Genomic DNA, 15,494 nt, shown 5'->3' on the forward strand with positions numbered 1-15,494 from the left:
TCACAACCCCCCGGTCCAGGAGCAGCCGTGCCACAACCGCAGACGAGAAGTCCCGAGCCGGGCGGACAACTGGACTGGTGGGCCTCGGCACCGGCATCACCACCGGCATCAGCACCGGTATCGGTGCCGGTGCCCCCGGCACCGCCCGCACCGTCGGCCGGGTCCGATCCCGAGGCCGGCCCCTCGGACGACGCCAGCACCGAGGTCTACCGCTCCGTCCAGAACAGCCTGGCCTTCCAGCGGATCCGCCACAGCTACCGGTCCTTCGTCTTCCCGGTCAGCGGCGTGTTCCTCGCCTGGTACCTGCTCTACGTGGCCGCCCAGGCCGCCGCCCCCGGGCTGATGCGCACCCCGGTGGCCGGGCCGGTCAACGTGGCCTGGCTGCTCGGTCTGCTGCAGTTCGCCACGACCTTCCTGCTGACCTGGCTCTACGCCCGCAACGCCCGCACCCAGCGCGACCGGGCCGCCCTGTCGCTCCGCTGGGACACCCAGGACCAGTTGCGATGAGGACCGCCACCCCGCCCCCCGTCGCCCCCGCCGGCGACCACCACGACCTGGCCGTGGTGCTGTTCGCCGTCATCGTCCTGGTCACCCTCGGGATCACCTTCTGGGCCGGCCGCCGCCGCCGTGGTGGCGCCGACGACTTCTACGCCGGCGGCCGCGACTTCACGCCGCTGCAGAACGGCTTCGCGCTCTCCGGCGACTACCTCTCCGCCGCCTCCTTCCTCGGCGTCGCCGGGCTGATCGCGCTGTTCGGGTACGACGGCGTGCTCTACAGCATCGGCTTCCTGGTGGCCTGGCTGGTGGTCCTGATGCTGGTCGCCGAGCTGGTCAGGAACGCCGGCCGGTACACCCTGGCCGATGTGCTGGCGCTGCGGCTGCGCCGGCGCAAGGTCCGGGCCGCGGCCGGCGGCGCCAGTGTCGTGGTCACGCTGTTCTACCTGGTCGCCCAGATGGTCGGCGCGGGCAGCCTGGTCGCCCTGCTGCTCGGCACCAACAGCGCCGAGGCCAGGACCTGGACCATCGTGGCGGTGGGCGGTCTGATGATCGTCTACGTCACGGTCGGCGGGATGCGGGCCACCACCTGGATCCAGATCGTCAAGGCGTTCCTGCTGGTCGCCGGCTCGGTGCTGCTGACCGTGCTGCTGCTGCTGCGCTTCCACGGCGACGTCGCCGAGCTGATGCGGCAGGCGGCCCAGCACAGCGGCGCCGGCCAGCGGTACCTGGAGCCCGGGCTGAAGTACGGCAAGAGCTTCACCAGCCGGCTGGACTTCTTCAGCCTCGGCCTCGCCCTGGTGCTCGGCACCGCGGGTCTGCCGCACATCCTGTCCCGCTTCTACACCGTGCCCACCGCCCGGGCCGCCCGGCGCTCGACGATGTGGGCGATCGGGCTGGTCGGCGGCTTCTATCTGATGGCCATCGCGCTGGGCCTCGGCGCCACCGCGCTGGTCGGCTCGGCGGAGGTCCGGCACGCCAACGCGGCGGGCAACACCGCCGTCCCGCTGCTCGCCCTGGTGCTCGGCGGCGGCAACGGCTCCACCGGCGGGGTGGTGCTGTTCGCGGTGATCTCGGCGATCGCCTTCGCCACCATCCTCGCCGTGGTCGCCGGGCTCACCCTGGCCTCCTCGGCGGCCTTCGCCCACGACATCTGGGCGGGTGCCTGGCGGGGGCGTCCCCGCCGCCCGCGCGGCGGCCGCGGGGTGCGGAGGGCGCGCGGGGGACGGGCGCTCGTCCCGGCCTCCCGGCGGGCCCGCGGCGGCGCGGACGCCGCGACCGGAGCGGCGGGGGCGACGGCGGACGGGGCGCCGGCGACCACCGAGCGCCAGGAGGTGCTGGTCGCCCGGATCGCGGCGGTCGGGATCGGCGCGGTGGCGATCGTGCTGAGCCTCTTCGCGCAGCAGCTGAACGTCGCCTTCCTGGTCGGCCTGGCCTTCGCGGTGGCCGCCTCCGCCAATCTGCCGGTGCTGCTCTACAGCCTGTTCTGGCGGCGGTTCACCCCGCGCGGCGCGGTCTGGTCGGTGTACGGCGGGCTGATTCCGGCGGTGGTGCTGGTGGCCTTCTCACCGGTCGTGTCCGGTACCAAGGTGGCCCTCTTCCCCGGTGTGGACTTCCACTGGTTCCCGCTGGAGAACCCGGGCATCGTCTCCATCCCGCTCGGCTTCCTGGCCGGGTGGATCGGCACCCTCACCTCGCCCGAGCCGGCCGATCCGGACCGGTACGCCGAGCTGGAGGTCCGGTCCCTGACCGGGGCCGGGGCCGCCTGACGGCGGGGCGGCCGACTTCCACGACCCCCGGCGGACCCCGCCGGGGGTCGTGCCGTTCCTCCGCCTCCGGGGCGGCAGGAGGCGGGCGGGCCGGGGCGGGGGCGGCGCCGGGGCGGTCAGAGCTCGCGCAGGGAGGTGACCTCCATCCGGGACGGCGTGCCCGCCGCCTTGCCGCAGCTCTCGGGCCGGGCCGGCTCGCTGACGCCCTCGGCCACCTCGACCTCCCAGGACCGGCCGTCCTCGTGCTGGACGTCGACCCGCCAGCGGCCCGCGCCGTCCGCCCGCTGGGCCAGGGTCAGCGCGTCCGCCCGGGTCTCGCCGGTGACGAGTCGCACGGCCTGGTCGGCGGCCTGGCCCGGCCGGTCCCAGCCGGAGCAGCCGCGCGACCACTCCGGCGCCATGTGACCGGCCGCCGTGGCCGCCAGCACCTCCTTGGCCGACTCGGCGGTCAGCCGTCCGTAGGTGTAGCCGTACGGCAGGACCAGCATCGTGGGGGAGAAGCGGTGCCCGCCCAGATGCGTCACCTCCCACACCTCGCTGTGCCCGGCGGCGGCCAGCTCGGCCGCGAGGGGGCGGCCCAGCAGGGCGCAGCAGCGGTCGCGGCGGCCGTTGGTGCACACCAGGGCGATCGGGCCGCCGACGTGGGGAGCGCCGAAGCCGCCGTGGTCGCCGGCGCCCAGCGCCGTGAAGTCCAGGGCGAGCAGCTCCGCCGGGTCCGCCACCTGGCCCCGGCGCACCCAGCTCCGGCCGGGGGTCGGGACGGTGTGCGCCACGACCACCTCGTGCCGGGCGGTCGGCAGGCAGTCGGCGTGCCGGCCGGGGCGGCGGATCAGCGCGACCCGGACACCGGTGCCGGCGGTCGCGGTGTCCAGCGCGCGGCCGACCGCCGGGTCCAGGTGGCTCTCGGCGAGCGCCTTGGCCCCCCACGGGCCGGTCTGTTCGACCAGCAGCCAGGTGGTGGCGGTCGCGGCGGTGGCGGCGAGGGGTTCCGACAGTTCACGCGACAGCGTCGCACAGGTGCTCACGGCGGTAAGGCTACCCTTGCCCGCCCTTCGTGGCCCGGCCGCCGGGGTGTGGCCAACTGCGGCGGTACGGTGCGGACCGGGGGCGGGCCGGTGGCCGGAACGGGAGGCCCCGCGCTCCCGGGAACGCCGCAGGGGCGCCGACCCGGTCGGTCGGCGCCCCCCGGCGGTGGCGGGCCTGCCCTAGACGGGCCCGGCCACGGTGCTGATCGGGCTGCTCACCGGGGTGCCGGAGCCGTCCCGGCGCGGGTCGCGCTCCGGCAGGTCGACCGGCGCGCCCTTGGGGCCGGCGGCGCGGGCGGGAGCCGGTCCGGCCCAGGCGAAGGCGAGCGCGTCCTCGCCGCGCAGGAAGCGCTGGCAGCGCACCCCGCCGGTGGCCCGGCCCTTGCGCGGGTACTGCTCGAAGGGGGTGACCTTCCAGCTGGACTGGGCCTCGCCGGTGAGGGTGCCGGCGGCGCCGGCCACCGAGACGACCACCGCGTCGACGGCCGGGTCGACGGCGGTGAAGGAGAGCACCCGGGCGCCGTCGGACAGCTTGACGCCGGCCATGCCGCCGGCCGGCCGGCCCTGCGGGCGGACCTGCCCGGCGGGGTAGCGCAGCAACTGGGCGTCGGAGGTGATGAAGACGAGGTCCTCCTCGCCGGTGCGCAGCTCGACCGCGCCGACCACCTCGTCGCCGTCCTTGAGCCCGATCACCTCGAACTCGTCCTTGTTGGCGGGCCATTCGGGGACCACCCGCTTGACGACGCCCTGGACGGTGCCCAGCGCCAGGCCGGGGGAGGACTCGTCCAGGGTGGTCAGCGCGAGCACCCGCTCGTCGTCCTCCAGCCGGAGGAACTCGGTGACGAGCGCGCCGCCGGCCAGCGTCGGCGACGGGGTGGGCGGCAGCGCCGGCAGGTCGATGACCGGCAGCCGCAGCACCCGGCCGGCCGAGGTGACCACGCCGATGTCGGCGCGGGCGGTGGTCGGCACCGCGGAGACGATCACATCGTGCTTGGCGCGCTTCTCCGACACCTCGAACGGCTCGCCGTCGGCGGTGCGGGCCAGCAGGCCGGTGGAGGAGAGCAGCACCCGGCACGGGTCGTCCGCGACCTCCAGCGGAACGGTCAGCGAGGCGGCCGGAGCGGCGCCGGCCTCCAGCAGGACGGTGCGCCGCTCGGTGCCGAACTGCTTGGCGACGGCGCCGAGTTCGCCGGACACCACGCTGCGCAGCCTGGTGTCGGACTCCAGGATCTCGGTCAGCTCGGCGATCTCCGAGTTGAGCTTGGCCTGCTCCTGCTCCAGCTCGACCCGGTCGAAGCGGGTGAGCCGGCGCAGCGGGGTGTCGAGGATGTACGCGGTCTGCGTCTCGCTCAGCGAGAAGCGCTCGATCAGGCGCTCCTTGGCCTGGGCCGCGTTGTCGCTCGACCGGATGAGGGCGATGACCTCGTCGATGTCGACCAGGGCGACCAGCAGGCCCTCGACCAGGTGCAGCCGCTCCTGGCGCTTGCGGCGGCGGAAGTCGCTGCGCCGGCGGACCACCTCGAAGCGGTGGTCGACGTAGACCTCCAGCAGCTCCTTGAGGCCGAGGGTGAGCGGCTGGCCGTCGACCAGCGCCACGTTGTTGATGCCGAAGGTCTCCTCCATCGGCGTCAGCTTGTAGAGCTGCTCCAGCAGCGCCTCGGGCACGAAGCCGTTCTTGACCTCGATGACGAGGCGCAGCCCGTGCTCGCGGTCGGTGAGGTCCTTGACGTCCGCGATGCCCTGGAGCTTCTTCGCGTTGACGAGGTCCTTGATCTTGGCGATGACCTTCTCCGGGCCGACGTTGTACGGCAGCTCGGTGACCACGATGCCCTTGCGGCGGGCGCTGACGGCCTCGACGGTCGTGGTGGCGCGGATCTTGAAGGTGCCTCGGCCGGACTCGTAGGCGTCCCTGATGCCGGAGAGGCCGACGATCCGTCCGCCGGTGGGCAGGTCGGGGCCGGGGACGAACCGCATCAGGGTGTCGAGGTCGGCGGTCGGGTGCTTGATCAGGTGCCGGGCGGCGGCGACGACCTCGGAGAGGTTGTGCGGCGGCATGTTGGTGGCCATGCCGACGGCGATGCCGGTGGCGCCGTTGACCAGCAGGTTGGGGAAGGCCGCGGGGAGGGCCAGCGGCTCCTGCTCGCTGCCGTCGTAGTTGGGCCCGAAGTCGACGGTCTCCTCGTGGATCGACTCGACCATGGCCATCGAGGCGGCGGTGAGCCGCGACTCGGTGTAGCGCATCGCGGCCGGCGGGTCGTCGTTGCCGAGCGAGCCGAAGTTGCCGTGGCCGTCGATCAGCGGCAGCCGCATCGAGAACGGCTGGGCCATGCGGACGACCGAGTCGTAGATGGAGGCGTCGCCGTGCGGGTGCAGCCGGCCCATCACCTCGCCGACCAGGCGGGCGCACTTGACGTGCCCGCGCTCCGGGCGCAGGCCCATCTCGTTGGCCTGGTACAGGATGCGGCGGTGCACCGGCTTGAGGCCGTCCCGCGCGTCCGGGAGGGCCCGGGAGTAGATGACGGAGTAGGCGTACTCGAGGAACGAGCCCTGCATCTCGTCCACGACGTCGACGTCGAGGATGCGCTCCTCGAAGTCTCCGGGGGGCGGGGTCTGCGAACTGCGGCGGGCCATCGCGGCGGGGCTCCCTTACGTCTCGCTTGCTTCTCGTCCACGTCTCGTCGGCGCGGTCTCGCCGGGCTGTCGGCTGTGTTGTCAACAGGGCTCGGCGCCCCCATTGTGGACCCTCCCGCCGACAGTCCCGCCCAGCGCCCCTCTTCCGCCCCTGGCGAACGTCCTGTCCGCGCGGACACATCCACGGCGCTCGCGCGTTGCACCACAATGGGGGACGCCACACGAAAGACCCCCGACGTCGACGACGGGAAGGACCCGAGCGCATGGCCAACCCGGCCCCCGCCTCCGAGCAGCGAGGCATCGCCATCACCGAGCACCGCCTGGCCAATGGCCTGCGCGTCGTCCTCTCCGAGGACCACCTGACCCCGGTGGCCGCGGTCTGCCTCTGGTACGACGTGGGCTCCCGGCACGAGGTGAAGGGCCGCACCGGGCTGGCCCACCTGTTCGAGCACCTGATGTTCCAGGGGTCCGCCAACGTGTCCAACAACGGGCACTTCGAGCTCGTCCAGGGCGCCGGCGGCTCGCTCAACGGCACCACGAGCTTCGAGCGCACCAACTACTTCGAGACCATGCCGGCCCACCAGTTGGAGCTCGCGCTCTGGCTGGAGGCGGACCGGATGGGCTCGCTGCTGGCCGCCCTCGACGACGCGTCGATGGAGAACCAGCGCGACGTGGTGAAGAACGAGCGCCGCCAGCGGTACGACAACGTGCCCTACGGGACCGCCTTCGAGCGGCTCACCGCGCTGTCGTTCCCGGACGGCCACCCCTACCACCACACCCCGATCGGCTCGATGGCCGACCTGGACGCGGCCACCCTGGAGGACGCCCGGGCGTTCTTCCGCACGTACTACGCGCCCAACAACGCGGTGCTCTCGGTGGTCGGCGACATCGACCCGGAGCAGGCGATCGCCTGGGTGGAGAAGTACTTCGGCAGCATCCCCGCGCACGACGGCAAGCAGCCGCCGCGCGACGGCGCCCTGCCGGAGAGCATCGGCCGGGAGATCCGCGAGCTGATCCGCGAGGACGTGCCCTCCCGTGCGCTGATGGCCGCCTACCGGCTGCCGCACGACGGCACCCGCGAGGCGGACGCCGCCGACCTGGCGCTGACCGTCCTCGGCAGCGGCGAGTCCAGCCGGCTGTACAACCGGCTGGTCCGCCGGGACCGCACCGCCGTCGCCGCGGGCTTCGGCCTGCTGCGGCTGTCCGGCGCGCCGAGCCTGGGCTGGCTGGACGTCAAGACCTCGGGCGACGCCACCGTCGAGCAGATCGAGGCGGCCGTCGACGAGGAGCTGGCCCGGTTCGCGGCCGAGGGCCCGACCCCGGCCGAACTGGAGCGCGCCCAGGCGCAGATCGAGCGGGAGTGGCTGGACCGGCTCACCACGGTGGCCGGCCGGGCCGACGAACTCTGCCGCTACGCCGTGCTGTTCGGCGACCCGAAGCTGCTGAACGAGGCGCTGCCGAAGGTCCTCGACGTCACCGCCGAGGAGGTGCGGGCCGTCGCCGCGGCCCGGCTGCACCCGCAGAACCGGGCGGTCCTGGTGTACGAGCCGACCCCGGCCGAGGACACCGCCGCCGACACCGCTGCCACCGCCGAGACCGACGAGGAGGGCGCCGCCGTATGAGCACCGAGTACGTCCCCGCCATGACTTTCCACGAGCAGCCCCAGCCCGGCACGCCCACCCCGTGGGCGTTCCCGGCGCCGGAGCGCGCCGCGCTCGGCAACGGCATCACGGTGCTGCACTGCCACCGCCCCGGCCAGCAGCTGGTGGCCGTCGACGTGCTGCTCGACGCCCCGCTCGCCGCCGAGCCGGAGGGCCTGGACGGCGTCGCCTCGATCCTGGCCCGGGCGCTCAGCGAGGGCACCGACACGCTGACCGCCGAGGAGTTCGCGGCCGAGCTGGAGCGGGCCGGCGCCACCCTGGACGCGCACGCCGACCACCCGTGCATCCGGGTCTCGCTGGAGGTCCCGGCCTCCCGGCTGGCCCGCGGCCTGGACCTGCTGGCCGCCGCGCTCGGCAGCCCGGCGCTGCCGGAGGACGAGATCGAGCGGCTGGTCGCCAACCGGCTGGACGAGATCGTGCACGAGCAGGCCAACCCGGCCCGACGGGCCGCCAAGGCGCTCTACGCCTCGCTGTTCGACGCCGCCGACCGGCTCTCCCGCCCGCGCGGCGGCACCGCCGAGACGGTCAAGACCATCGACCGGGCCGCCGTCCGGGCCTTCTACGAGGGGCATGTGCGGCCCGCCACCACCACCGTGGTGGTGGTCGGCGACCTCACCGGCACCGATCTGCCGGCCCTGCTGGAGTCCACCCTCGGCGGCTGGAAGGGCGCCCCGGCCGCGCCGGCCGTGCACGCCCCGGTGACCGGTGACGACACCGGCCGGGTGATCATCGTGGACCGGCCCGGTTCGGTGCAGACCCAGCTGCTGATCGGGCGGATCGGCCCGGACCGGCACGACCCGGCCTGGGCCGCGCAGATCCTCGGCACCTACTGCCTGGGCGGCACCCTCACCTCCCGGCTGGACCGGGTGCTGCGGGAGGAGAAGGGCTACACCTACGGCGTGCGGGCGTTCGCGCAGCCGCTGCGCTCGGTCCCCGACGGCAGCGGGCGCGCCATGCTGGCGATCAGCGGCTCGGTGGACACCGCCTCCACCGCCCCGGCACTGGCCGACACCTGGACCATCCTGCGCACGCTGGCCGCGGAGGGGCTCACCGACGCGGAGCGCGACGAGGCGGTGCAGTTCCTGGTCGGGGTGGCGCCGCTGAAGTACGAGACGGCGGGTTCGGTGGCCGGCACCCTGGCCGACCAGGTCGAGCAGTACCTGGCGGACGACTTCCAGGCCGAGGTCTACCGGCAGCTGGCCGAGCTGTCGACCGCCGCCGCCACCGAGGCCGTGGTGAGCGCCTTCCCGCCGGACCGGCTGGTGACGGTCCTGGTCGGCGACGCCTCGGCGTTCGCGGAGCAGGTGCGTGAGCTGGGCATCGGCGAGGTGACCGTGATCGGGGCCTGATCCGGCGCCCGGTCCGGCAGCGGACCCCGAGGGCCCGGTGGAGCGTTACGACGCTCCGCCGGGCCCTTTCGCGTGCCGGCGTTAATTCCCTTGCCGGGGTGGTGCGGTGCATGGCTAGATATCCCCGGCAACCGGTGCACACACGGAGAGGAGGCGGTCACCATGCGGGTCGAGCCCTATCGACAGTGCTCCCCGAGACTGTCCTCCCGATGCCCCCTCGCGGTCTGAGCACCGCTCCCGCGTCGGCCGAGCGCCGCCGCCCCCACTGACGTCCCCGAACCGCGCCGGGTCTTTCGCGCGGCACCCGCCTACGCTTGAACCGTCCGACCCCAGGAGGTCGTTGAACCATGTCGTACACCGAGGTACCCGGCGTCCGGACTCCGATCCGGATGTGGACCGACCCGGCCACCGTCGAGGGCCAGGCCATGCAGCAGCTGCGCAACATCAGCTCGCTGCCCTGGCTGCACGGGCTCGCCGTGATGCCCGACGTCCACCTGGGCAAGGGGGCGACCGTGGGTTCGGTGATCGCCATGCGCGGCGCCGTCTGCCCGGCCGCGGTCGGCGTGGACATCGGCTGCGGGATGAGCGCGGTGAAGACCTCGCTCACCGCGAAGGACCTGCCGGACGACCTGTCGCGGCTGCGCTCGCAGATCGAGCGGACCATCCCGGTCGGGCGCGGTCTGCACACCGACCCGGTCGACCCGGGCAAGCTGCACGGCGCCCCGACCGGGGGCTGGGACGACTTCTGGCAGCGGTTCGACGGGGTCGCGTCCGAGGTGAAGTGGCGCCGGGACCGGGCGGCCCAGCAGATGGCGACGCTCGGCGGCGGCAACCACTTCATCGAGGTGTGCATCGACGACACCGGCGCGGTCTGGCTGATGCTGCACTCGGGCTCGCGCAACATCGGCAAGGAGCTGGCGGAGCACCACATGGGCGTGGCGCGGTCGCTGCCGCACAACCAGGGCCTGATCGACCGTGACCTCGCGGTGTTCATCGCGGACACCCCGCAGATGGCCGCGTACCGGCAGGACCTCTTCTGGGCGCAGGAGTACGCCAAGCGCAACCGGGCGCTGATGATGGCACTGTTCCAGGACGTGGTCCGGCGCGAGTTCCCCCGGGCGAAGGTCGCCTTCGACCAGGTGATCAGCTGCCACCACAACTACGTCGCGGAGGAGTGCTACGACGGCGTCGACCTGCTGGTCACCCGCAAGGGTGCGATCCGGGCCGGGGCCGGTGACTACGGGATCATCCCGGGCTCGATGGGCACCGGGTCGTACATCGTGCGCGGGCTGGGCAACGAGGCGTCGTTCAACTCGGCCTCGCACGGCGCCGGCCGGAAGATGAGCCGCACCGCCGCGAAGAAGCGGTTCAGCACCAGCGACCTGGTCGAGCAGACCGCGGGCGTGGAGTGCCGCAAGGACGCCGGGGTGGTGGACGAGATCCCGGGCGCCTACAAGTCGATCGAGAAGGTGATCGAGCAGCAGCGGGACCTCGTCGAGGTCGTGGCGCACCTGAAGCAGGTGGTCTGCGTCAAGGGCTGAGAGCCCTCCGGCGCCCGCCGTACGAAGCCCCCGGCCGTCGGCCGGGGGCTTTCGCGTGCCCGGACCCGGCCGCTCAGACGCTGTCGCGCCGGGGGTTCAGCCGCCGGTAACCGGGGTGCACCCCGGCGGTGAGCTGCTGCGCCTCGGCGATCCGGCGCAGCAGTCCGGCCAGGGCGATACGTTCCTGCGGGTCGAGGCCGGTGCAGAGGGCCTCCTCGTGGGCGAGCGCCGCTTCGGCGAGCCCGCGCATCGCCTCCTCGCCCTTGGGCGCGAGGTAGAGGTCCTGGAACCGGCGGTCCTTGGGGTTGCGCCGGCGCTCGACGAGTCCGCGTTCCTCGATGGCGTCGATGAAGGCCACGAACCGGCTCGGCGACATGCCGAGCCGCCGGGCGAGCTCCTGCTGGTGCTGGCCGGGGGCCAGGCTGACCGCCCGGAGCAGACCCGCCTGGGCCGGGGTGAGATCCAGCTCGGCGACCCGCCGGGCGAAGGCCTGCGAGGCGTGCTCACCCAACTGGGACAGCAGAAATGCGACTTGGGCTCCCTGCGGTCCCGGATGGGGCGACGGGGCGCGGTCGGGAGATTCGGTCATGGAAACACGATACCAGTGGACAATGATGTCCCCGGGTGAACTATTCTGGACAAGGAACTACCGGCGTCGGTGCCGACCCGACCGTCGTCGGCCTCCGGACCACCCATCGACCCGTTTTCGACTGGAGTGCCCCTCATGACCACGACATCTGCGGTGCCGGCCGCCTCCGCCCGGCGACAGCAGTCAGGTCCCCCCTTGCTGCTCCCCGCCGTGGCGTTCGCGGCGCTGATGGTGGTGTCCATCGTGCTGGCCCGGCAGACCCCGCTGCCCACCGATTCGGCGGCCGACACCCTCGCCTACTACAAGGACCACGCGACCGCCGCCAAGGTGTCCGGGACGCTGCAGTTCGCCGCCTCGCTGCCGCTCGCGGTCTGGGCCGCGATCGTCTACCAGCGGCTGCGCCGCCTGGGCGTCACCGCTCCCGGCCCCGGCATCGCGCTGGTGTCCGGAGTGCTCGCCTCCGCCGCGATGGCGCTGTGCGGCCTCACCGTCTGGGCCGCCTCCCGGTCCGGGGACCTCGGCGACGCCTCGCTGGCCCGCTCGCTGGCCGACCTCACCTTCGCCTCCGGCGGGCCCGGGCACGTGGTGCCGTTCGCCGTGATGCTGGCCGGGGTGGCCGTGCCGATGCTGCTGCTCGGCTTCGGGCCGAAGGGCTTCGCCTGGGCCGGCCTGGTGCTCGCCGGGATCGGCGTGCTGGGCACCCTGGCCCTGCTCTCCACCAGCCTCGGCTTCTTCCTGCCGATCGCCCGCTTCGGCGGCCTGATCTGGCTCATCGCGGCCAGCGTGATCCTGCCCAAGCAGCGTCCGCGCCGCACGCCGGGCGCCGAGGTCGACCCGGCCTGACCGGGTACCCGGTGTTTCTGACTGCTCCGGCGCGGTGACGGCCCGGACCCCCGTTGGTGGTGCTCCGGGGCAGGGCCGTCCCGGTCGGGGGCGGGCGGCGGGGGCGCGGCGCCGGGAGGCGCGGCGGACCCGGTCGCTACCGAGCGGGCCGCAGGGCTCGTGAGGAAAAGGGAGGGCGGCGCGGCGGTGTCCTGGGGAGGAAGGCCGCCGCGCCGCCTACCGTCGTACGGCGACCGGAGGGGGGTCGCCGGCCGGCGGCGGGGTGGTGCGGTGCGGTCCGGGGGGCGGACGCGCATGGTGCGGGAGTGACGCAGGTGAAGGGGGTCCGCTCGACGGACCCCTGAGTCATGGGCGAGGGAGCCGCCCGGCTGTCAGGCCGCCGTCAGACGGCGGTCGAGAACGGCGAGAATCAGCTCCTCGACACGGCGGGCGACCGGATCGCTCTCGCCGCCGGGGCCGGCCAGCAGGTCGAAGGTCTCGAAGCTGGTCAGCATGAACAGCATCTCCACCAGTTCGTCGAGCCCGGCCTCGTCGACCTCGGCGCCCCGGTCGGCGAGCAGCCGGTTGAGGACCACCTGGAGGCCGCCGCGCCGCCGCTCGCTGCGGCTCTGCAGTGCGGTGTCGAGTTCCGGGTCGAGGATTCCCAGGCCGCGCAGCCGGCGCAGGGCGACCCGGCCGGAGGCGTAGAAGCCGTTCAGCACGTCGAGCAGCGCGGTGAGCGCCTCGCGGCCGCTGGGGGCCATGAATGCCGCGGGCATCCTGGCCATTCCGCCGCGCTGGGCCAGATCGTCGAAGAGTGCCTCCAGCAGGCCGGTCTTCGAGTCGAACTGGTAGTAGACGGTCATCCGCGCCACTCCGGCGGTCTTGGCGACGGCGTCCATGCTGAACGAGGCCGGGCCCTTCTCCCCGGTGAGCAGCTCGCAGGCCGCCTCCAGAATGCGGGTGCGGGTCTGTTCGGCGGCTACCTGGCGTTGGCCGGCTCGGTACTGGCGTGGGCTCATGGGCTGTTGACGTCTCCTGAGGCGGGTGCTATCACATTCATTGTACACTCAGTCTATATAAAAATACGGGGGCAGGGAACGGTGCGGCGGTGTCCGCCTCCCGTGCCCGCCCCCCGCAGAGGACCGGCGCCACTCCCATCACGACATCCCCCATACTGCGGAGGCCACGATGAGGTACCGCCATGTGAGTGTGCCGAGGCTCGGCGGAGCCGAGGTCCTGAGGCTGTCCAGCGACGAACTCCCGGCACCGGCCGTCGGCCAGGTCCGGGTCCGGGTGCTCGCCGCCGGCGTCTCCTACGGTGACATTCTGCTCCGTGCCGGCGTGATCCCCGGCGGGCCCAAGCGGCCCTTCACCCCCGGATACGACCTGGTGGGGGTGGTGGACCAGGTCGGACCGGGCACCAGGGCCCCCGAACCGGGCACCCGGGTGGTCGCGTTGGTGCGCAGCGGCGGCTACGCGGAGTACGCGCTGGTGGCCGCCAACCGGCTGGTCCCGCTGCCCGAGGGCGTCGACCCGGTGGAGGCTTCGGCGCTCGCGCTGAACTACTTCATCGCCCAGCAGATGCTGCACCGGGTGGCCGAGGTCCGGCAGGGCAGCACCGTCCTGGTGCACGGGGCGTCCGGCGGCGTCGGCACCGCCTTCCTGGAGCTGGCCGCGCTCGCCGGGGTCACCGTCTACGGCACCTGCTCCGCCGCCCGGGCCGACCAGGTGCGGGCGCTCGGCGGCCGCCCGATCGACCGGGACGCCGAGGACTTCCGCCGGGTGGTGCGCGGCCTGCCGGGCGGCGCGGTGGACGCGGTGTTCGACCCGATCGGCGGCCCGCACTTCCTCCGCTCGTACCAGGCGGTGCGGCGCGGCGGCGTGATGGTCGGCTTCGGCCAGAACGCCGCGCTGCGCGGCAACCAGCGGGACCTGCTGACCGGCGCCCAGGGTTTCCTGGGCGGCATCGTGCTGCCGAAGCTGGTCCCGGACGGCAAGCGGACGTTGTTCTACAACGCCTGGAGTCTGGAGAAGTCCCACCCGGCCGCGTACCAGCAGGACCTCGCGACCGTGCTGGAGCTGCTGCAGAAGGGCCTGGTCAAGCCGCGGGTGGGCCGCACCATGCCGCTGGAGGAGGCGGCGGACGCGCACCGGGCGATGGAGACCGCCGCGATCACCGGGAAGATCGTGCTCGTCCCGGCCGCGGCCTGACCGAAGGGGCGCGCCTCCAGGGCACGGGGCGCGCCCGGGCCGCCGTACTCCTGTCCCCGGTCAGGGGGGCGGCGGCCGGGGACGGGGCAGGAAAGGTTCCCAGCGTGTTGGGGATTCCCGACCCATGACGGTGGGACGGCCGGTCCGCAGGATGGCGGTAGCACCGCTTCCCCCCGTTGCCGTCCCGTCGGAGGCTCCCCGATGCGAACCGCCCTGCGCCGTGCCCACCGCCGTCTGCTGCTGCGCCGCTGGATGCGGCGGGGCGGCCGCTACCTGGCGGACGGGCTGATCTGGCTCGGTCTGGCGATGGGGGCGATGACCTCGCCGTCCGCCCTGCCGGGGGCGCGGAAGCCGGAGGACGTGCTGCCTCCGGTGGGGGTGCCGGAGTGGCACCCGGAACGGACCTCGGCGCCGGCCGAGCCGCTGAGCCGGCGCGAGGAGGAACTCTGGGCGCAGCTGCTGGAGCGCTGACCGGGCCCCTGCGGCCCGGCCCCGGGCGCCCGTTCCCTCGACCGGCTCGGACCCGGGAGCGAACGGCTGCCCGGATCGGCCCGGATCGGCCCGGATCGGATCGGCCCGGATCGGCCGGATCGGATCGGATCGGCCGGATCGGCCCAAAACGAATCGGCCGGCCCGGCCCGGATCGGCCCGGGCCGGGAGTGACCGGCGCCGGGCCCTAGCTGCCGAGCCCGGCCCGCCGGGCCCGGACGGCGGCCTCGGCGCGGTCGGCCACCTGGAGCTTGCTGAAGATCCGGGAGAGGTAGTTGCGCACCGTCTTCATGGAGAGCCCGAACTCATTGGCGATGTGCGCGTTGTTGCGGCCGTCGGCCAGCATGGTCAGGACCGCCATCTCCCGGGGGGTCAGGTCGGGGAACGGCTCGCGCTCCGGAGCCGGCCGGCGCACCTGGGCCAGCAGGTGGGCGGCGGCCTCCGGGCCGAACAGCGCCCCGCCCTGGCTGACCGCGGTGATCGCCCGGCGGACGTCGTCCAGGCCCGCGCCCTTGACCAGGTAGCCCCGCGCGCCCGCGCGGACCGCCGAGACGATGGAGTCGTCGTTGTCGTCGGCCGTCAGCATCACCACCGCCACCCGGGGGTGGCGGGCGAGCAGGGTCCGGGTCGCCTCGATGCCGTCGGTGCCGGGCATGCTGATGTCCATCAGTACGACGTCCGGCGCGAGCCGCTCCACCGCGGAGAGCACGTCGGCCCCGCTGGAGGCCTCGCCCACCACCGTCAGTGAGTCGATCCGGTCGAGGAGTTGGCGCAAACCCGCCCGGAACAGCTCATGGTCGTCGACGACCAGGATGCGGAGGTTTCGAGGTACGGCCGGATCCATGGGGGCTCCTAAGGGGAGGGTGAGGGAACACGGTCAACTCGGTGGGCGCACGGGGACACAGGGAA

13 protein-coding genes are annotated in these 15,494 nt (G+C 73.7%); 8 read left to right on the top strand and 5 right to left on the bottom strand.

What is annotated here, in order from left to right:
• Positions 1-123: 123 nt before the first annotated feature.
• Both ADK60_RS39035 and ADK60_RS39040 read left to right on the top strand, forming a co-directional pair.
• Entirely contained in the window at positions 124-507 is a 384-nt protein-coding gene (locus ADK60_RS39035) for a DUF485 domain-containing protein (protein ID WP_045943119.1), read from the top strand.
• On the top strand, positions 504-2,264 hold the full coding sequence (locus ADK60_RS39040) for a solute symporter family protein (protein WP_053651661.1): 1,761 nt from the start codon (positions 504-506) through the stop codon (positions 2,262-2,264). Before ADK60_RS39035 ends, ADK60_RS39040 begins: the two co-directional genes overlap by 4 nt.
• Positions 2,265-2,380: 116 nt before the next feature.
• On the opposite strand, the gene ADK60_RS39045 is transcribed toward ADK60_RS39040, so the two are convergent.
• Together ADK60_RS39045 and ADK60_RS39050 are read right to left on the bottom strand one after the other, a co-directional pair.
• Positions 2,381-3,289: a ferredoxin family protein gene (locus ADK60_RS39045; RefSeq protein ID WP_053651663.1), complete on the bottom strand. Its 909-nt coding sequence runs from the start codon at positions 3,287-3,289 to the stop codon at positions 2,381-2,383.
• Between the two features lie 180 nt (positions 3,290-3,469).
• Entirely contained in the window at positions 3,470-5,920 is a 2,451-nt protein-coding gene (locus tag ADK60_RS39050) for a DNA gyrase/topoisomerase IV subunit A (RefSeq protein ID WP_045943122.1), read from the bottom strand.
• Between the two features lie 263 nt (positions 5,921-6,183).
• Between ADK60_RS39050 and ADK60_RS39055 the strand changes: the two genes are divergently transcribed.
• From ADK60_RS39055 to ADK60_RS39065, 3 genes are all read left to right on the top strand, one after another.
• Positions 6,184-7,542, top strand: a complete 1,359-nt coding sequence (locus tag ADK60_RS39055) for a M16 family metallopeptidase (RefSeq protein WP_053651665.1) — start codon at positions 6,184-6,186, stop codon at positions 7,540-7,542.
• Complete coding sequence (locus ADK60_RS39060; RefSeq protein ID WP_045943126.1) at positions 7,539-8,930, top strand: M16 family metallopeptidase; 1,392 nt, start codon at positions 7,539-7,541, stop codon at positions 8,928-8,930. The genes ADK60_RS39055 and ADK60_RS39060 overlap by 4 nt, the downstream gene beginning before the upstream one ends.
• A 347-nt stretch (positions 8,931-9,277) precedes the next feature.
• On the top strand, positions 9,278-10,471 hold the full coding sequence (locus ADK60_RS39065) for an RtcB family protein (protein ID WP_053651667.1): 1,194 nt from the start codon (positions 9,278-9,280) through the stop codon (positions 10,469-10,471).
• Positions 10,472-10,544: 73 nt separating this feature from the next.
• On the opposite strand, the gene ADK60_RS39070 is transcribed toward ADK60_RS39065, so the two are convergent.
• On the bottom strand, positions 10,545-11,060 hold the full coding sequence (locus tag ADK60_RS39070; RefSeq protein WP_045943128.1) for a MarR family winged helix-turn-helix transcriptional regulator: 516 nt from the start codon (positions 11,058-11,060) through the stop codon (positions 10,545-10,547).
• Between the two features lie 135 nt (positions 11,061-11,195).
• Here ADK60_RS39070 and ADK60_RS39075 point away from each other — a divergent pair, with 135 nt between their 5' ends.
• A complete protein-coding gene (locus ADK60_RS39075) occupies positions 11,196-11,903 on the top strand; it encodes a hypothetical protein (protein ID WP_030396608.1) in 708 nt (235 codons plus the stop codon).
• Positions 11,904-12,274: 371 nt separating this feature from the next.
• Here ADK60_RS39075 and ADK60_RS39080 read toward each other — a convergent pair whose 3' ends face one another.
• On the bottom strand, positions 12,275-12,904 hold the full coding sequence (locus ADK60_RS39080; RefSeq protein WP_045943129.1) for a TetR/AcrR family transcriptional regulator: 630 nt from the start codon (positions 12,902-12,904) through the stop codon (positions 12,275-12,277).
• Positions 12,905-13,073: 169 nt separating this feature from the next.
• On the opposite strand from ADK60_RS39080, the gene ADK60_RS39085 reads away from it, so the two are divergent.
• Together ADK60_RS39085 and ADK60_RS39090 are read left to right on the top strand one after the other, a co-directional pair.
• Positions 13,074-14,096, top strand: coding sequence for a medium chain dehydrogenase/reductase family protein (locus ADK60_RS39085; RefSeq protein ID WP_053651669.1), 1,023 nt, complete (start codon positions 13,074-13,076; stop codon positions 14,094-14,096).
• Between the two features lie 201 nt (positions 14,097-14,297).
• A complete protein-coding gene (locus ADK60_RS39090) occupies positions 14,298-14,567 on the top strand; it encodes a DUF6059 family protein (RefSeq protein ID WP_045943131.1) in 270 nt (89 codons plus the stop codon).
• Between the two features lie 205 nt (positions 14,568-14,772).
• On the opposite strand, the gene ADK60_RS39095 is transcribed toward ADK60_RS39090, so the two are convergent.
• Positions 14,773-15,429, bottom strand: a complete 657-nt coding sequence (locus ADK60_RS39095; protein ID WP_045943132.1) for a response regulator — start codon at positions 15,427-15,429, stop codon at positions 14,773-14,775.
• Positions 15,430-15,494: the final 65 nt, after the last annotated feature.

The sequence above is a fragment of the Streptomyces sp. XY431 genome (assembly GCF_001279805.1).
Taxonomy (GTDB): domain Bacteria; phylum Actinomycetota; class Actinomycetes; order Streptomycetales; family Streptomycetaceae; genus Kitasatospora; species Kitasatospora purpeofusca.